The sequence below is a fragment of the Aeromonas sp. sif2416 genome, assembly GCF_019218665.1.
GTDB classification, from domain to species: Bacteria; Pseudomonadota; Gammaproteobacteria; order Enterobacterales; family Aeromonadaceae; genus Aeromonas; species Aeromonas encheleia.
Window position 1 is genome coordinate 1 of the sequence record NZ_JAHUXC010000008.1, and the last position, 18,875, is coordinate 18,875.

The 18,875-nt window shown below is 56.0% G+C and carries 16 protein-coding genes; all 16 read right to left on the reverse strand.

The annotated features are described in order from the left end of the window. Positions 1 to 239: 239 nt before the first annotated feature. Positions 240 to 782, reverse strand: coding sequence for a D-glycero-beta-D-manno-heptose 1,7-bisphosphate 7-phosphatase (gmhB, locus tag KW821_RS14840; protein ID WP_218292000.1), 543 nt, complete (start codon positions 780 to 782; stop codon positions 240 to 242). 114 nt (positions 783 to 896) lie between these two features. Further along, positions 897 to 2,081 carry an elongation factor Tu gene (gene tuf / locus KW821_RS14845; RefSeq protein WP_126623228.1) on the reverse strand — a complete coding sequence of 395 codons (1,185 nt, stop codon included), beginning with the start codon at positions 2,079 to 2,081 and terminating at the stop codon, positions 897 to 899. A gap of 54 nt (positions 2,082 to 2,135) precedes the next feature. Then, a complete protein-coding gene (fusA, locus tag KW821_RS14850; RefSeq protein ID WP_042654553.1) occupies positions 2,136 to 4,241 on the reverse strand; it encodes an elongation factor G in 2,106 nt (701 codons plus the stop codon). A 74-nt stretch (positions 4,242 to 4,315) separates the two neighbouring features. Next, the gene (gene rpsG / locus KW821_RS14855) at positions 4,316 to 4,786 is read right to left on the reverse strand and encodes a 30S ribosomal protein S7 (protein WP_033129801.1); all 471 of its coding nucleotides are present in this window, start codon (positions 4,784 to 4,786) and stop codon (positions 4,316 to 4,318) included. A gap of 93 nt (positions 4,787 to 4,879) precedes the next feature. Continuing rightward, complete coding sequence (rpsL, locus tag KW821_RS14860; protein ID WP_005306278.1) at positions 4,880 to 5,254, reverse strand: 30S ribosomal protein S12; 375 nt, start codon at positions 5,252 to 5,254, stop codon at positions 4,880 to 4,882. 182 nt (positions 5,255 to 5,436) lie between these two features. Next, a complete protein-coding gene (gene tusB / locus KW821_RS14865) occupies positions 5,437 to 5,715 on the reverse strand; it encodes a sulfurtransferase complex subunit TusB (protein WP_218292001.1) in 279 nt (92 codons plus the stop codon). Positions 5,716 to 5,722: 7 nt separating this feature from the next. Next, entirely contained in the window at positions 5,723 to 6,079 is a 357-nt protein-coding gene (gene tusC, locus KW821_RS14870) for a sulfurtransferase complex subunit TusC (protein ID WP_218292002.1), read from the reverse strand. A 9-nt stretch (positions 6,080 to 6,088) separates the two neighbouring features. After that, positions 6,089 to 6,481 carry a sulfurtransferase complex subunit TusD gene (tusD, locus tag KW821_RS14875; RefSeq protein WP_218292003.1) on the reverse strand — a complete coding sequence of 131 codons (393 nt, stop codon included), beginning with the start codon at positions 6,479 to 6,481 and terminating at the stop codon, positions 6,089 to 6,091. A gap of 86 nt (positions 6,482 to 6,567) precedes the next feature. Beyond that, positions 6,568 to 6,948 carry a RidA family protein gene (locus KW821_RS14880; protein ID WP_042654549.1) on the reverse strand — a complete coding sequence of 127 codons (381 nt, stop codon included), beginning with the start codon at positions 6,946 to 6,948 and terminating at the stop codon, positions 6,568 to 6,570. Between the two features lie 24 nt (positions 6,949 to 6,972). Continuing rightward, positions 6,973 to 7,689, reverse strand: coding sequence for a transcriptional regulator (locus tag KW821_RS14885; protein ID WP_042654548.1), 717 nt, complete (start codon positions 7,687 to 7,689; stop codon positions 6,973 to 6,975). A 196-nt stretch (positions 7,690 to 7,885) separates the two neighbouring features. Further along, a complete protein-coding gene (gene rpoC, locus KW821_RS14890) occupies positions 7,886 to 12,190 on the reverse strand; it encodes a DNA-directed RNA polymerase subunit beta' (RefSeq protein ID WP_042654547.1) in 4,305 nt (1,434 codons plus the stop codon). 95 nt (positions 12,191 to 12,285) lie between these two features. Then, a complete protein-coding gene (gene rpoB, locus KW821_RS14895) occupies positions 12,286 to 16,314 on the reverse strand; it encodes a DNA-directed RNA polymerase subunit beta (protein WP_042654546.1) in 4,029 nt (1,342 codons plus the stop codon). Positions 16,315 to 16,536: 222 nt separating this feature from the next. Beyond that, the gene (gene rplL, locus KW821_RS14900; protein ID WP_042019315.1) at positions 16,537 to 16,899 is read right to left on the reverse strand and encodes a 50S ribosomal protein L7/L12; all 363 of its coding nucleotides are present in this window, start codon (positions 16,897 to 16,899) and stop codon (positions 16,537 to 16,539) included. A gap of 51 nt (positions 16,900 to 16,950) precedes the next feature. Continuing rightward, entirely contained in the window at positions 16,951 to 17,451 is a 501-nt protein-coding gene (gene rplJ / locus KW821_RS14905) for a 50S ribosomal protein L10 (RefSeq protein WP_218292004.1), read from the reverse strand. Between the two features lie 257 nt (positions 17,452 to 17,708). Then, positions 17,709 to 18,410 (reverse strand): 50S ribosomal protein L1, encoded by a 702-nt coding sequence (gene rplA, locus KW821_RS14910; protein WP_218292005.1) that lies wholly within the window; start codon positions 18,408 to 18,410, stop codon positions 17,709 to 17,711. A 4-nt stretch (positions 18,411 to 18,414) separates the two neighbouring features. Further along, positions 18,415 to 18,843 carry a 50S ribosomal protein L11 gene (gene rplK / locus KW821_RS14915; RefSeq protein ID WP_016352267.1) on the reverse strand — a complete coding sequence of 143 codons (429 nt, stop codon included), beginning with the start codon at positions 18,841 to 18,843 and terminating at the stop codon, positions 18,415 to 18,417. Positions 18,844 to 18,875: the final 32 nt, after the last annotated feature.

An 18,875-nucleotide genomic window follows, 5' to 3' on the forward strand; every position in this document is an offset into this window, starting at 1 on the left:
CGTTGCAACGTTTTGTCGCTGCGGGAGTGGCATTCTACTCAACCGCCTTCTCGAGTCAAGCCTTATTTTCAGAGGCTTTATCGAGGCACCGACCGGCTTGTTTGCGTTGCCGCTTGCCCTGTCGATGGAGGCGCATTATAGGGAGTAGAAACTTTCTGGCAAGCGGTTAATTGCAGAAATATGGCTTTCGTGATGCGTTCGCTCACAAAGCCACCAACATGCATATTAAGCGAACGAATTCAGCCTGCGACCGGTACCGAAACGGCAAAATCATGCAGGTTGTCATAGATGGCATCCGCCAGAGCAGTACCTTCATCCGTCAGCGGTTTGCCGGTACGCACCATGACTTTATGCCCCACCTTGGCATTGGCGGCGGCCTTCAGGTCGGAAGGCTTATCACCCACCATATAGGAAAGCGCCATATCGATAGCCAGCTCCTGTTGTGCCAGCAGCAGCATACCGGGCTTCGGCTTGCGGCAATCACAGGGTGCACCATGATCCGGGTGATGGGGGCAGAAATAGATGCCATCAAGATCCACATCTCGGTCGGCCAGCGACCAATCCATCCATTCGGTGAGGTTCATGAAGTCGTCTTCACTGAAGTAGCCGCGGGCGATACCTGACTGGTTGGTGACCACGATCAGCAGATAGCCTTTCTGCTTCAGCAGTTGCATGGCTTCGATCACACCAGGCAGGAAATGGAAGTCATCGACCTGGCTGACATAACCGGTGTCTTCGTTGATGACACCGTCACGATCCAGAAAAATGGCGGGTTTACTCACGGGCACTACCTCGGCAATGGATGTTTAAAAAGTATCTCACAGGGCAGATAAAGCCCCAAAAAGTAAAAGGGGTGGCCGAAGCCACCCCTTTTATGTGTGCAGATAGCGAATCGATTAAGCGATTACGCTAGCAACAACACCAGCACCTACGGTACGGCCACCTTCACGGATGGCGAAACGCAGGCCGTCGTCCATCGCGATCGGTGCGATCAGGGTAACAACCATTTTGATGTTGTCGCCTGGCATTACCATTTCAACGCCTTCCGGCAGTTCGATGGTACCGGTCACGTCGGTAGTACGGAAGTAGAACTGAGGACGGTAGCCCTTGAAGAACGGGGTATGACGACCACCTTCTTCTTTGGACAGTACGTACACTTCAGATTCGAACTTGGTGTGCGGCTTGATGGAGCCCGGCTTGGCCAGTACCTGACCACGCTCTACGTCTTCACGCTTCACGCCACGCAGCAGGGCGCCAACGTTCTCACCGGCACGACCTTCGTCCAGCAGCTTGCGGAACATTTCTACACCGGTACAGGTGGTGGTCACGGTATCTTTGATACCGACGATTTCGACGGTCTCACCGACTTTAACGATACCGCGCTCAACACGACCGGTTACTACGGTACCACGGCCAGCGATGGAGAAGACGTCTTCGATAGGCATCAGGAACGGCAGGTCGATTGCACGCTCCGGCTCCGGGATATAGGTATCCAGGTGGTTAGCCAGCTCGATGATTTTCTCTTCCCAAGCAGCGTCGCCTTCCAGCGCTTTCAGCGCGGAACCACGGACTACCGGCAGGTCATCACCCGGGAAGTCGTATTCGGTCAGCAGTTCGCGAACTTCCATCTCGACCAGCTCAAGCAGCTCTTCGTCGTCGACCATGTCGCACTTGTTCATGAACACGATCATGTACGGGATACCAACCTGACGACCCAGCAGGATGTGCTCACGAGTCTGCGGCATCGGGCCGTCAGTCGCAGCTACTACCAGGATCGCGCCGTCCATCTGGGCAGCACCGGTGATCATGTTTTTAACGTAGTCGGCGTGACCCGGGCAATCTACGTGGGCGTAGTGACGGGCAGCGGTGTCGTATTCTACGTGGGAGGTGTTGATGGTGATACCACGCTCACGCTCTTCCGGCGCCTTGTCGATCTGGTCGAAGGCGAAAGCTTTACCACCGAAGTGCTTGGCCAGCACGTTGGTGATGGCGGCGGTCAGGGTGGTTTTACCGTGGTCAACGTGGCCGATGGTGCCGACGTTTACGTGCGGTTTGTTACGCTCAAATTTTTCTTTAGACACGACGTAGTCCTTCTAGGTTAAACCCGCCTACCGTCGTAGGCGGGGAATCATAAATTACTTGGATTTGCGCTCTTCGATGACTGCCTGGGCCACGTTGTTCGGGGCGTCGGAGTACTTAGCGAATTCCATTGCGTAGGAAGCACGACCTTGGGTAGCGGAACGCAGGGCGGTCGCATAACCGAACATCTCGGCCAGCGGCACCAGGGCACGTACGATCTTGCCGGACGGGCCGTCTTCCATACCTTCGATCAGGCCACGACGACGGTTCAGGTCACCGATAACGTCGCCCATGTAATCTTCCGGGGTCTCGACTTCAACCTTCATGATCGGCTCGAGCAGGACCGGGCTTGCCTTCATGTAACCAGCCTTGAAGGCCAGGGAGGCAGCGATCTTGAACGCCAATTCGGAGGAGTCGACATCGTGGTAAGAACCGTAGTGCAGACGCACACCCAGATCCATTACCGGATAACCTGCCAGCGGGCCGGATTTCAGCTGCTCACGGATACCCTTGTCAACGCCCGGGATGTATTCGCCAGGAATCACGCCGCCTTTGATGTCGTTAACGAACTCATAGGCTTTGCCGGCTTCCAGCGGGTACATGTCGATGATGACGTGACCATACTGACCACGACCACCAGACTGCTTGGCGTGCTTACCTTCGATGTCCTTGACGGTTTCACGAATGGTTTCACGGTAGGCAACCTGCGGCTTACCTACGTTCGCTTCAACCTTGAACTCGCGACGCATACGGTCAACGATGATGTCCAAGTGCAGCTCACCCATACCGGCGATGATGGTTTGGCCAGATTCTTCGTCAGTCCATACGCGGAAAGACGGATCTTCCTGCGCCAGACGGCCGAGTGCCAGACCCATCTTCTCTTGGTCAGCCTTGGTTTTCGGCTCAACCGCGATGGAGATTACCGGCTCCGGGAATTCCATACGCTCGAGGATGATCGGTGATTTTTCGTCACACAGGGTGTCACCAGTGGTCACGTCTTTCAGACCGATGGCGGCAGCGATATCGCCTGCGCGAACTTCTTTGATCTCTTCACGCTTGTTGGCGTGCATCTGAACGATACGGCCAAAACGCTCGCGCTTCTCTTTGACAGAGTTCAGCACGGAGTCACCGGAGTTAACTACACCGGAGTACACGCGGAAGAAGGTCAGGTTGCCTACGAACGGGTCGGTAGCAATCTTGAATGCCAGAGCAGAGAACGGCTCTTCATCAGAAGCATGACGCTCGTCTTTGGTGACGCCGTCCAGCTTCAGACCGTCGATGGCAGCTACGTCGGTCGGTGCCGGCAGATAGTCAACCACAGCATCCAGCATGGCCTGTACGCCCTTGTTCTTGAACGCGGAGCCACAGGTAACCAGGATGATTTCGTTGTTCAGAACGCGCAGACGAAGAGCTTTCTTGATCTCTTCCTCGGTCAGTTCTTCACCACCCAGGTATTTTTCCATCAGATCTTCAGACGCTTCAGCAGCGGCTTCGACCAGGGTCATGCGCATTTCTTGCGCTTGTTCCAGCAGCTCAGCCGGGATCTCTTCGTAATCGAAGGATACGCCCTGATCTGCTTCGCTCCAGTTGATGGCTTTCATCTTGACCAGATCGATAACACCCTTGAAGTTCTCTTCTGAACCGATGTTCAGTTGCAGCGGAACCGGGTTACCTTTCAGGCGGGTCTTAATGTGCTCAACGCAGCGCAGATAGTTGGCACCAGTACGGTCCATCTTGTTGACGAACGCGATACGGGGAACCTTGTACTTGTTAGCCTGACGCCATACGGTCTCAGACTGTGGCTGTACGCCACCTACGGCACAGTACACCATCACGGCACCGTCCAGAACACGCATTGAACGCTCTACTTCGATAGTAAAGTCAACGTGGCCGGGGGTATCGATGATGTTGATACGGTGCGGTTGGAACTGTTTGCCCATACCGGACCAGAACGCGGTGGTCGCGGCGGAGGTGATGGTAATACCACGCTCTTGTTCCTGTTCCATCCAGTCCATGGTGGCAGCGCCATCGTGAACTTCACCGATCTTGTGACTTACACCGGTATAAAACAGAACGCGCTCGGTAGTGGTAGTCTTACCGGCGTCGATGTGAGCGGAGATACCGATGTTACGATAACGCTCAATGGGGGTTGTACGAGCCATTGTCATCCTCTTACTAGGAGCGTACCCCTAGATAACTGAAGGTGCGCAGAGCCAAAAGACCCTGCGCAAGCGGATTACCAGCGGAAGTGAGCGAAGGCCTTGTTCGCTTCAGCCATACGGTGAACGTCTTCACGTTTCTTGACAGACGAACCCTTATTGTCAGCGGCATCCAGCAGCTCGCCAGCCAAACGCTGAGCCATTGATTTTTCACCACGTTTACGAGCGGCGTCAACCAACCAGCGCATTGCCAGGGCATTGCGACGGACCGGACGAACTTCTACCGGTACCTGATAAGTTGCACCACCGACACGACGAGATTTAACCTCGACGGACGGACGGATGTTGTCCAGAGCGACTTCGAACAGGGCCAGGTGCTCTTTGCCAGATTTGGTGGCAATGATGTCCAGGGCGCCATAAACGATGGCTTCTGCAACAGATTTCTTACCGTCAACCATTACTACGTTGACAAATTTAGCCAGCAGCTCTGATCCGAACTTAGGATCCGGCAGGATTTTACGCTGACCAACAACACGACGTCTTGGCATTTCAAATTCTCCGTAACTTCAGGGATTACCCAAAACTAGAAAGTTATCTAACTAGAAACGAATTAACGTTTGGCCTTACTTAACGGAGAACCATTAAGCTTTAGGACGCTTCACGCCATACTTGGAGCGAGCCTGCTTACGGTCTTTAACACCGGCACAGTCCAACGCACCACGAACGGTGTGATAACGAACACCTGGCAAATCCTTGACACGACCGCCACGGATCAGAACAACGGAGTGTTCCTGCAGGTTGTGACCTTCACCGCCGATATAGGAGGTGACTTCGAAGCCGTTGGTCAGACGTACACGGCAGACTTTACGCAGTGCAGAGTTAGGCTTCTTGGGGGTGGTGGTATATACACGGGTGCATACGCCACGCTTCTGAGGGCACGCTTCCAGCGCCGGCACGTTGCTTTTCACAACGAGCTTGATGCGTGGCTTGCGAACCAACTGGTTAATAGTTGCCATCAAAAGGCTCCTGATAATGACTTCATAAACGTGTGAAAAATCCTCCCCGCAGATACGGGGACGCGAAATTTTATGCCCTGTTGTCTGGGGAGTCAAGATTTATACAATTCGTGCGCCAAAAGGGCAAATGACATCCCGCCACTAATGTGGTAACCACCTGAGCTATCAAGCAAAAATTAAAACTAACCGGCCCAGGTCTGGGGTGATCCATGCTCGGCGATCAGGCTGATCAGGCCGGGCATGTCGAGTTCCATCCCGATCCTGCACGACAATCCCCTCGCCCGCAGGTCCTCCCCCATCACATAGAGCGGGATCCCGGCCAATCGTTCACACCACTCCGGCGCGACAACAGCCACCACGGCATCCTGCATCAACACCAGCGGATCCTCTGCCTGGCGATAGCGCAGTGCCTGCTCGAGGTCCTGGTTCAGGAAGGGAGAACTCAATACCAGCTGAATCATGGGCACCTCAGAAGCTGATGTGGGTGGTGCAACGGCCCCACTGGTGACGGATCTCTGCGGGGGACAGCACCGTCACGGGGATCAGCAGATCCACCGCGGTCAGGCCACGCTCGGCCAGCGAAGCCGCACAGACATAGACCTCCTCGATGTCGTACAGTTCCAGCATCTTGAAGGTCGGAGCGTAGTGGCGCTGCAGTATCGCCTGTGGCGACTGTTCCTTCACCAGCTGCAACACGCCGTCCCCCAGCAGGAACAGGGCCAAAGACTCGGTCAATGCCGAGGTAGCCAGCAGGGCATCCAGCCCTTCCCGACCGCTCGCCGTGCCATGGGGACCCCGCCGGCAGATAAAGGCAATCTTGCTCATCTCATCCCCCTAGAACTGGACGAAGCGATCGGCAGTCAGGCTGGCCTCGGCCAGCTGCCCCAATCCACTCAGGCGAAATGGCGCCTGCAGGTTGAACTGGGTCTTGCCGACCCCCTTCGCCTCGGTCTCGTCGAGCACACCACGCCGCATGGCGGCGGCGACACACACATCGATGGCAATGCCCTGCGCCAGAGCCAGATCGCGCCACAGCGTCACCAGGTCGGCCTCATCGGACGCGGGGGCATGCAAGCTGCTGCCGTTATAGACCCCATCCTGATAGAAGAACAGGTGAGACAGGCGATGGCCCTGCTCGATGAGGCTCAGGGCGAAGCGATAGGCGGTGCTGGCCGTCTGGGTGCCATAGGCGGGCCCGGTGACCAGCAGGGCAAAATTCAGACTCATGTCCGGACTCCTGCGCAAATATGCATCCATTCTACCTCAAAGACGAAAAAGCCCCTCCTGGGAGGGGCTCTTCCAATGACCGTGACTCAGACGTAGGCGATGGCTTCGACTTCGACCAGGACGTCCTTGGGCAGGCGAGCCACTTCCACACAGGAGCGCGCCGGTGCGGCGTCGCCGAAGTAGCGGGCATACACCTGATTGAAGGCCACGAAGTTGTTCATGTCGCTGAGGAAGCAGGTTGTTTTAAGCACCTTGCCGGTATCGGCGCCGGCCGCCTTCAATACTGCAACCAGGTTCTTCATCACCTGCTCGGCCTGCGCTTCGATGCCACCGGCGACTATGTCCATGGTGGCGGGATCGAGCGGGATCTGCCCGGAGGTGAAGACCAAATCACCCAGCTTGGTAGCCTGGACGTACGGGCCAATTGCGGCAGGTGCCTTGTCGGTTGCAATCACTTCTTTAGCCATTCTCACTATCCCCTTCTATGGCACTTATTCGTTCTCTTCTTCACCCTGCTTGCGCTGTCGGATGTACAGATAAACGGTATGTTTGGAAATATTCAACTTGTCGGCGACCAGGTTGATCGAGTCCTTGATATCAAATATGCCCTTCTCGAACAGCTGGGTCACGATAAAACGATTCTTGGCATTGTTGGCCACGGTCGGATCACGATTGATCTCGTCGATGGTGTTGTCCACCGTCTGGGCGACCAACTCCTCCACGCTGTTGGCAAAGGTTTCCGGCGATTGACGCTCCGCTTGCTGCGGGGTCGGGAAAAACTCGGCCACGAACTCGTGGAAGGGCGCATTGATGTGCAGGTTGATGCAGATAAGCCCGACCACCTGCTTGTCGCTGTTGCGGATGGCGATGGTACTCGACTTCATCAGCGCACCGGTCCGGCTGCGCGCGAAGTAACTCTGGGTGTGATCCTGGCCGGTGCTCTCGATGTCCTTGAGCATACGCAGGGCCAGATCGGTGATCGGCGCCCCCAGGGTTCGTCCCGTGTTAAAGCCGTTTGCTATCTTGATCACTGACTCATGCAGATTTTCCAGGGAATGAAGCACCACCTCGCAGTGCTTGCCGAACAGATCGGCCAAGCCTTCGATGAGGCCCTCATATGAACGCAACAATTCCCTGTCTTCGTCTGTAAAAGCGCGACCGCTCAGTCGTTCTTCGGGAAGCAGTACTTCCTCGATACCTGCAGCCATGTTCTACCCCTGTAATAACCATTCAACTTTCCCGAGTTTTCAATTGCGGGGGATCAATGTCAACTTTTTTTGATTTTTTGCTCTATAACCTTGCACTGGATCATCCCCTGCCCCAGCACCGTGCAAAGCCGTGGCGCGCGACAGGCATAAAAAAGGGCCCCGCGAAGGGGCCCTTTTTAATCACAACGGCTGAAGATTACTCTTCGTCAAAGCTGCCGGCTGCGTTGAGCAGATCCGCCAGGTTTTGCTGAGCCTCATCGGCAGTCACCTGCGGTACACCGACAGCACGGGCTGCGGCGGCACGCTGGTTGATCCGGGCATGGTGGTAGGCAAAGCCGGTACCAGCCGGGATCAGACGACCCACGATCACGTTCTCTTTCAGGCCACGCAGTTCGTCACGCTTGCCGCCAACGGCCGCTTCGGTCAGAACACGAGTGGTTTCCTGGAAGGAAGCCGCGGAGATGAAGGACTCGGTGCTCAGAGATGCCTTGGTAATACCCATCAGGATATGACGGAAGGTGGCCGGAGTCTTACCCTCGGCAACCAGCTTACGGTTGGCAATCTTCACACGAGCCACTTCAACCTGCTCACCTTCGATCAGGTCGGTGTCGCCGGCGCTCAGGATCTCGCACTTGCGCAGCATCTGACGGACGATGACTTCGATGTGCTTGTCGTTGATCTTAACGCCTTGCAGACGGTAAACGTCCTGCACTTCGTTGGCGATATAGTTGGCGACCGGGCTGATACCGCGCAGACGCAGGATGTCGTGAGCAGACTCAGGACCGTCCGCCAGCACTTCACCCTTCTCAACTTTTTCACCTTCGAACACGTTCAGGTGACGCCACTTCGGAATCATCTCTTCGTAGATGTCGCCACCGTCGGTCGGGGTGATGACCAGACGGCGCTTGCCCTTGGTCTCTTTCCCGAAGGAGATGGTACCGGAGATCTCGGCCAGGATAGCCGGTTCCTTCGGTTGACGTGCTTCGAACAGATCCGCAACGCGCGGCAGACCACCGGTGATGTCCTTGGTACCGCTGGACTCTTGCGGGATACGCGCAACCGCGTCACCCACACCCACGTTGGCACCATCTTCCAGGTTCACGATCGCCTTGCCCGGCAGGAAGTACTGGGCGGCAACATCGGTACCCGGGATCATGACATCCTTGCCATTCTGGTCGACCAGTTTCACGGTCGGACGCATCTCTTTACCGGCGCTCGGACGTTCGTTGACATCCAGCACGACGATGGAGGAGAGACCGGTCAGCTCGTCGGTCTGACGAGTGATGGTCACGCCATCGATCATGTGTTCGAAGTCCAGGCGACCTGCTACTTCGGTGATGATCGGGTGGGTGTGCGGATCCCAGTTGGCGACGGTGTCACCGGCACTCACGGCCTGGCCATCTTTCACTTCCAGGACGGAACCGTAAGGCAGCTTGTGGCTTTCCTTGGTACGGCCCATCTCGTCCATGATGGTCAGTTCGGTAGAACGGGAGGTGATTACCAGCTTGTCAGCACTGTTGGTAACAAACTTGGCGTTCTGCAGCTTGATGCTACCGGTGTTCTTGACCTGGATGCTGCTCTCGGCAGCGGCTCGGGATGCAGCACCACCGATGTGGAAGGTACGCATCGTCAGCTGGGTACCCGGCTCACCGATGGACTGGGCGGCGATAACACCGACAGCCTCACCCTTGTTCACCAGGTGACCACGGGCCAGATCACGGCCGTAGCAGTGAGCACAGTTACCGAAGTCGGTCTCACAGGTGATGGCAGAACGTACCTTCACGCGGTCGACAGAGTTACGTTCCAGCAGATCACACAGATACTCGTCGAGCAGGGTATTGCGCGCGACCAGGATCTCGCTTTCAGTACCCGGCTTGATCACGTCTTCCGCGACCACACGACCCAGCACGCGCTCACGCAGCGGCTCGACCACATCGCCACCTTCGATCAGCGGAGTCATCCACAGACCTTCGGTAGTGCCGCAATCGTCCTCGGTGACCACCATGTCCTGCGCCACGTCGACCAGACGACGAGTCAGGTAACCGGAGTTCGCCGTCTTCAATGCGGTATCCGCCAGACCTTTACGAGCACCGTGAGTGGAGATGAAGTACTGGAGTACGTTCAGACCTTCACGGAAGTTCGCCACGATCGGCGTTTCGATGATGGAGCCATCCGGCTTGGCCATCAGGCCACGCATACCGGCCAGCTGACGGATCTGGGCGGCGGAGCCCCGCGCACCAGAGTCGGCCATCATGAAGATGCTGTTGAACGAGGCCTGCTCTTCTTCTTCGCCCAGGGAGTTGACGTTACGCTCCTTGGACAGGTTATCCATCATGGCCTTGGAGACGCGATCGTTCGCGCTGGCCCAGATATCGATAACCTTGTTATAGCGTTCGCCCGCGGTCACCAGACCGGACAGGAACTGGTCCTGGATCTCGGCAACTTCGGCTTCGGCAGCGGCAACGATGTCTTTCTTGGCATCCGGGATGACCATGTCATCGATACCAACAGAGGCACCAGACAGGGCCGCATAGTGGAAACCGGTATACATCAGCTGGTCAGCGAAGATGACGGTGTCCTTCAGGCCCTGCTTGCGATAACAGGTGTTCAGCAGACGGGAGATGAGCTTCTTGCCCAACGCCTTGTTGGAGACGCTCTTGATCCAGTTCTGCGGATTGGCATCCAGATCGGCCTGCTCTGCCGCAGTCAGCACCTTCGGCTCGTCGATCAGCGCGTATTCCATGCCTTTCGGCAGGATCAGGCTCAGGATCGCACGACCAACGGTGGTGTTCTTCAGCTCGGTACGCTCTACCAGCGAATCATCTGCTTGACGCAGGTATTCGGTGATACGCACTTTGACGCGAGCATGCAGATCGGCCAGACCGGCGCGATAGACCTTCTCGGCTTCTTTCGGGCCGGCCAGCACCATACCTTCGCCCTTGGCGTTGATACGGGCACGGGTCATGTAGTACAGACCCAAGACCACGTCCTGGGAAGGAACGATGATCGGCTCACCGGAGGCAGGCGACAGGATGTTGTTGGTAGACATCATCAGGGCGCGCGCTTCCAGCTGGGCTTCCAGGGTCAGCGGTACGTGGACCGCCATCTGGTCACCATCGAAGTCCGCGTTATAGGCGGCACAGACGAGCGGGTGCAGCTGGATGGCCTTGCCTTCGATCAGGGTCGGTTCGAACGCCTGGATACCCAGACGGTGCAGGGTCGGTGCACGGTTCAGCAGGACCGGGTGTTCGCGGATCACTTCGTCCAGGATGTCCCAAACGACGGCTTCTTCGCGCTCCACCATCTTCTTGGCGGCCTTGATAGTGGTCGCCAGACCGCGGGATTCCAGCTTGCCATAGATGAAGGGCTTGAACAGCTCCAGCGCCATCTTCTTCGGCAGACCGCACTGATGCAGACGCAGGGTCGGACCTACGGTGATAACGGAACGACCGGAATAGTCGACGCGCTTACCCAGCAGGTTTTGACGGAAACGACCTTGCTTACCCTTGATCATGTCGGCCAAGGATTTCAGCGGGCGCTTGTTGGAACCAGTGATGGCACGACCACGACGGCCGTTGTCCAGCAGGGCATCCACGGACTCTTGCAGCATGCGCTTTTCGTTGCGCACGATGATGTCCGGGGCGGCCAGGTCCAGCAGACGCTTCAGGCGGTTGTTACGGTTGATCACGCGACGATACAGATCGTTCAGATCTGAAGTTGCGAAACGACCGCCATCCAGCGGTACCAGCGGACGCAGGTCCGGCGGCAGCACAGGCAGCACTGTCATGATCATCCACTCCGGCTTGTTGCCGGACTGCAGGAAAGCTTCCATCAGCTTCAGACGCTTGGTGGTCTTCTTGCGCTTGGTCTCGGAGTTGGTCTGATCCAGCTCCTCGCGCATGGTCTTGACTTCACCTTCCAGATCGATGGCACGCAGCAATGCAAGTATTGCTTCGGCACCCATCTTGGCGTCAAATTCGTCGCCCCACTCTTCCAGTGCGTCCAGATAGTTCTCTTCGGACAGCATCTGGCTGCGCTCGAGGTTGGTCATGCCGGGCTCGATCACCACATAGGATTCGAAATACAGCACGCGCTCGATGTCACGCAGGGTCATGTCCAGCAGCAGACCGATACGGGACGGCAGGGACTTCAGGAACCAGATGTGGGCAGTCGGGCTGGCCAGCTCGATGTGGCCCATGCGCTCGCGACGGACCTTGGTCTGGGTCACTTCTACGCCGCACTTCTCGCAGATCACACCACGGTGTTTCAGGCGCTTGTACTTGCCGCACAGACACTCGTAGTCCTTCACCGGTCCGAATATACGGGCACAGAACAGACCATCACGTTCCGGCTTGAAAGTCCGGTAGTTGATGGTCTCAGGCTTTTTGACCTCACCGAATGACCAGGAGCGGATCATGTCAGGAGAGGCCAGACCGATCTTGATACTGTCAAACTCTTCGGTCTTGGTCTGAGCCTTCAAAAACTTGAGTAAGTCTTTCACGTGTTTCCCCTGTCAGGAGTCTAACCTCGGCGCCCCAACTGCCAAAGCAGCGGGGCGCCCACGTCAATTCTCGAACAATAAGTAAGAGCGAGCTCTTACTCTTCGTCCAGCTCGATGTTGATACCCAGAGAGCGAATTTCCTTCAGCAATACGTTGAAGGACTCGGGCATGCCCGGCTCCATACGGTGGTCGCCATCCACGATGTTCTTGTACATCTTGGTACGGCCATTCACATCGTCAGACTTGACGGTCAGCATTTCCTGCAGGGTATATGCCGCACCGTAAGCCTCCAGGGCCCACACTTCCATCTCACCGAACCGCTGGCCACCAAACTGTGCCTTACCACCCAGCGGCTGCTGGGTAACCAGACTGTAGGAGCCGGTAGAACGCGCATGCATCTTGTCGTCTACCAAGTGGTTCAGCTTGAGCATGTACATGTAACCCACGGTGACCTTACGCTCGAAAGTGTTACCGGTACGACCGTCGAACAGGGAGATCTGACCGGATTCCGGCAGATCGGCCAGCTTCAGCAGGGCCTTGATTTCGTGCTCTTTGGCACCATCAAAGACAGGTGTAGCAACTGGCAGACCCTTACGCAGGTTACCCGCAAGGGTACGTACGTCGTCGTCAGACAGCTCGGCAATGTTCACTTGCTGGGTGTCTTTCTCGCCCAGGTCATAGACCTGTTGCAGGAATTCACGCATCTCGTGCAGCTCGCGCTGATCTTTGATCATGCGGTCGATCTTCTCGCCGATGCCCTTGGCCGCGAGGCCCAGATGCACTTCGAGGATCTGACCGATGTTCATACGGGACGGTACACCCAGCGGGTTCAGTACGATGTCGACCGGACGGCCGAACTCGTCATGGGGCATATCCTCGACCGGGCAGATCTTGGAGATAACACCCTTGTTACCGTGACGGCCCGCCATCTTGTCACCCGGTTGGATGCGACGCTTGACTGCCAGGTAAACCTTGACGATTTTCAGTACGCCCGGCGCCAGATCATCACCCTGGATAATCTTGCGACGCTTGTTCTCGAACTTCTTGTCGAAGTCGGCTTTCAGCTCGATGTGCTGCTCGCCGATCTGCTCCAGTTCGATCTGCTTGGCTTCATCTTCGATGGCCAACTCAAACCACTTGGAACGATCCAGCTTGTTCAGACGATCTTCGCTGTAACCGGCGGCCAGCAGCAGGTTGCGGGAGCGGCCGAAGATGCCGTCTTCCAGGATCTTGAACTCTTCGGTCAAGTCCTTCTTCGCTTCCTTCAGCTGCATCTCTTCGATTTCTTTGGCGCGCTTGTCTTTTTCCACGCCATCGCGGGTAAAGACTTGCACGTCAACCACGGTACCGTACACACCGTTCGGCACACGCAGAGAGGAGTCCTTCACATCGGAGGCCTTCTCACCGAAGATGGCACGCAGCAGCTTCTCTTCCGGCGTCAGCTGGGTTTCACCCTTGGGTGTTACCTTACCAACCAGAATGTCGCCGCCCTTCACTTCGGCACCCACGTAGACGATACCGGACTCGTCCAGCTTGGACAGAGCGGCTTCACCCACGTTCGGGATGTCGGCAGTGATCTCTTCCGGACCCAGCTTGGTGTCACGGGAGATACAGGCCAGTTCCTGGATATGGATGGTGGTCAGGCGATCTTCCTGTACCACGCGCTCGTTTACCAAGATCGAATCTTCGAAGTTGTAACCGTTCCACGGCATGAACGCGACGCGCAGGTTTTGGCCCAGCGCCAGTTCGCCCAGATCGGTAGACGGACCGTCAGCGACCACGTCGCCCGCCATCACCGGCTCACCCAACATCACGCAAGGACGCTGGTTGATACAGGTGTTCTGGTTGGAACGGGTGTACTTGGTCAGGCTGTAGATGTCGATGCCGGCTTCGCCTGGCAGCAGCTCATCTTCATTGACCTTGATAACGATACGGGAGGCATCGACGTAGTCGATCATGCCGCCACGCTTGGCCACTACGGTTACCCCGGAGTCGACGGCCACGGCGCGTTCCATACCGGTACCTACCAGCGGCTTGTCAGCACGCAGAGTCGGTACGGCTTGACGTTGCATGTTCGAACCCATCAGGGCTCGGTTAGCATCATCGTGTTCCAGGAACGGGATCAGAGCAGCAGCCACAGAGACGATCTGTTGCGGGCTCACGTCCATGTACTGGATCTGGTCGGCGTTCATAAAGGTGGATTCACCCTTATGGCGGCACGGGATCAACTCATCTTTCAGACGGCCATCTTCGGAGGTCGCGGCGTTAGCCTGAGCGATCACGTACTTGCCTTCTTCGATTGCAGACAGGTAATCCACTTCGTCGGTGATCACACCGTCGATGACCTTGCGGTACGGGGTCTCGAGGAAACCGTACTCGTTGGTGCGGGAATACACGGACAGCGAGTTGATCAGACCGATGTTCGGACCTTCCGGAGTTTCGATAGGGCACAGACGACCGTAGTGAGTCGGGTGTACATCTCGAACTTCGAAGCCGGCACGCTCACGGGTCAGACCACCCGGGCCCAGCGCGGAAATACGACGCTTGTGGGTCACTTCGGACAGCGGGTTGTTCTGGTCCATGAACTGGGACAGCTGGCTGGAACCGAAGAACTCTTTGACCGCGGCGGAGATCGGCTTGGCGTTGATCAGATCCTGCGGCATCAGGGTGTCCAGGTCGCCCAGAGAGAGACGCTCCTTGACCGCACGCTCGACACGCACCAGACCGACACGGAACTGGTTCTCGGCCATTTCACCGACAGAACGGATACGACGGTTACCCAGGTGGTCGATATCGTCCACCTCGTCATTGCCGTTACGGATGTCGATCAGGCGCTTCATGACCTCGACGATGTCGTCTTTGGTCAGCACACCTACGCCGGTCTCATCTTCACGACCCAGACGGCGGTTGAACTTCATCCGACCCACGGTAGACAGGTCGTAACGCTCGGAAGAGAAGAACAGGTTCTCGAACAGCTGCTCAGCCGCTTCGCGGGTGGGCGGCTCGCCCGGACGCATCATGCGGTAGATCTCGACCAGCGCTTCCAAACGGGTGGAGCTGGAGTCGATGCGCAGGGTCTCGGACATGTAAGCACCGTGATCCAGTTCGTTGGTGAACAGAACCTCGAAGTGCTTGAAGCCGGCTTGGGACAGGTTGGCAACCGCTTCCAGGCTCAACGCCTGGTTGGCAGTCACGACCACTTCGCCAGTCTGCGGATGTGCGTAGTTCTTGGCTGCAACTTTGCCAACAACATACTCCACCGGCACCTCAATCTGGGTGATGGCGTCTTTTTCCAACTGACGGATGTGGCGCGCGGTTACCCGACGACCGGTTTCAACCACCACGGCGCCATTGGCGATGATGTCGAAGGTCGCAGTCTCACCACGCAGGCGCTCGGGCACCAGGTCCATCATCAACTTGCCATCTTTAACCTCGAAACCTATGGTCTCGAAGAAGGTGGCCAGAATCTGTTCGGAACCGAAGTCCAGGGCGCGCAGAATAATGGATGCCGGCAATTTACGACGACGGTCGATACGGACAAACAGGTTGTCTTTTGCATCGAACTCGAAGTCCAGCCAGGAGCCACGGTAGGGGATAACGCGGGCGTTATACAGTACCTTACCGGATGAATGTGTTTTGCCTTTATCATGGTCGAAGAAGACGCCTGGGCTGCGGTGCAGCTGGGAGACGATGACCCGCTCGGTACCATTGATAACAAAGGTGCCGTTTTCGGTCATGAGCGGAATTTCGCCCATGTAAACTTCTTGTTCCTTGATGTCTTTGACGGTGCCGGCAGCTGCTTCACGGTCGTACAGAACCATACGAAGCTTGACACGCAGCGGCGCGGAGTAGGTCACTCCACGGATCTGGCATTCTTTTACGTCAAATACCGGCTCACCCAGGCGATAGCTGACATACTGAAGCTCAGCACTACCGGAGTAACTGGTGATCGGGAAAACGCTACGGAAAGCGGCCTCTAGGCCGTATTCACCTTCCGGGTCAGCCTCGATGAACTGCTTGAAGGAGTCCAGCTGAATGGACAACAAATAAGGCGTGTCCAGTACCTGGTCTCGCTTACCGAAGTCCTTACGAATGCGTTTTTTTTCGGTATAAGAGTAAACCATAGGGTTCCTCAGCTCGCTGATAAGTGACCCACTCTGTCCCGCAGGACAGCTCTGTCTCAACACCGTTTTGTGTTGGCCCGGACGATGATACGGTCCGGATTGCTGGTGCACCGAGAGTCGTAAACGGTGTGAAATGCTCTCAGTCTACAGCGCAAAAAGGCTGGTGAACAAATATTCACCAGCCCTAGCCTGTTTTATCAGGCTAATCTACATAAATGCAGATTATTTGATCTCAACAGAAGCACCAGCTTCTTCAAGCTGCTTCTTCAGAGCTTCAGCTTCATCTTTGGAGATGGCTTCTTTCAGGTTGGTCGGTGCAGCTTCTACCAGGTCCTTGGCTTCTTTCAGGCCCAGACCGGTGGCAGCACGAACGGCCTTGATGACGGCAACTTTGTTGGCGCCAGCAGCAGTCAGAACTACGTCGAACTCGGTCTTCTCTTCTACTGCTTCAGCGGCCGGACCGGCAGCTACAGCAACAGCGGCAGAAACACCGAACTTCTCTTCCATTGCTTCGATCAGCTCAACAACTTCCATTACGGACATGGAAGCAACGGCTTCGATGATTTGGTCTTTAGTGATAGACATGACAAAAATTCCTGATGTTGAATAAACTCAAACAGCCTAAATAGGCGAGAATCAAGCAGCAGCTTGTTTCTGGTCGCGAACAGCAGCGATAGTACGAACCAGCTTGCCAGCAGAGGCTTCCTTCATGGTAGCCATCAACTTCGAAATCGCTTCGTCGTAGGTCGGCAGCGTGGCCAGACGATCAATTTGTGCTGCGGCGATAAACTCACCGTTAAAAGCGCCAGCCTTGATTTCGAACTTTTGGTTCGCTTTGGCAAACTCTTTGAACAGACGAGCGGCAGCGCCCGGGTGTTCGTTAGAGAAAGCAATCAAGGTAGGACCAGTCAATACGTCGTTCAGGCAACCGAAATCGGTGCCCTCTACCGCGCGACGCAGCAGGGTGTTACGCACAACGCGCATGTACACACCGGCTTCACGAGCGGATTTACGCAGGACGGTCATCTTGTCAACAGTCACACCGCGAGAATCGGCTACAACTGCAGACAGAGCGCCTTTGGCAGCTTCGTTGACTTCAGCAACAATTGCCTTTTTGTCTTCGAGTCCCAATGCCATTGGCTTAACTCCTGGATTGAATCTGAGTCTCATGACTCAGTACTGACACATCCCCCCTACCTTCACAACAGAGGGGAACGATGCGGTAGCAGGATTCCAGAAGAGAAAGAAAACTTTCTCGCTGGGTGTCCGGCACCGTCTACGCAGGAAGGATTAAGGCCATGCGGCCACCTGCGGTCTTGGACGGAGGTCGAAACCCCCAACCAATCAAGGCGCAAAATTATAGATTAAATTTTGCGCCTTGTAAAATCCATCAATTAGCCCTGAGCTTCCAGAGAAGCTTGGTCTACGGCAACACCGGCACCCATGGTGGTGGAGATGCTGACTTTCTTGATGAAGATACCTTTGGCGGAAGAGGGTTTGCCCTTTTTCAGAGCAACCAGCAGAGCTTCCAAGTTTTCTTTCAGCTGAACTTCGTCGAAAGAAACCTTACCCAGAGTGGTATGGATGATACCATTCTTGTCATTGCGGTAACGAACCTGACCGGCTTTAGCATTCTTCACAGCTTCAGCAACGTTCGGGGTCACGGTACCCACTTTCGGGTTAGGCATCAGGCCACGCGGGCCCAGGATTTGGCCCAGTTGACCAACAACACGCATGGCATCCGGGGATGCGATCACGACGTCGAAGTTCATCTCGCCTTTCTTGACCAGATCGGCCAAGTCATCCATACCAACCAGTTCAGCACCGGCAGCTTTGGCAGCTTCGGCGTTGGCACCCTGGGTGAATACGGCAACGCGTACATCACGACCGGTACCGTGCGGCAGTACAGTAGCACCACGTACGTTCTGGTCAGATTTACGAGCATCGATACCCAGGTTAACGGCAACGTCAACGCTTTCAACGAACTTGGCGGTAGCCAGTTCTTTCAGCAGGGCAATGGCTTCGTTGATGGAGTACTCTTTGGTACCGTCAACTTTTTCGCGAATAACGCGCATACGCTTGGAAAGTTTTGCCATTGTCTTAATCCTCCACTACCAGGCCCATGGAACGAGCGGAGCCTGCGATGCAACGTACTTTTGCATCCAGATCGGCACCAGTCATGTCCGGCTCTTTGGTCTTGGCGATTTCTTGCAGCTGAGCAACAGTCACCTTACCAACTTTGTCTTTGTTCGGCTTGGCGGAACCAGACTGGATACCAGCGGCTTTCTTCAGCAGGAAGGAAGCAGGCGGAGTCTTGGTTTCGAAGGTGAAGGAACGGTCGCTGTAAACGGTGATCACGACCGGAGTCGGTGAGCCTTTTTCCAGCTTCTCTGTACGAGCGTTGAACGCCTTACAGAATTCCATGATGTTGACACCGTGCTGACCCAGCGCAGGACCAACGGGAGGGCTGGGGTTAGCACTGCCAGCCTTAACTTGCAGCTTGATATAAGCTGTGACTTTCTTAGCCATTACGAAAATACCTCAAAAATGGGTTCTAGCGC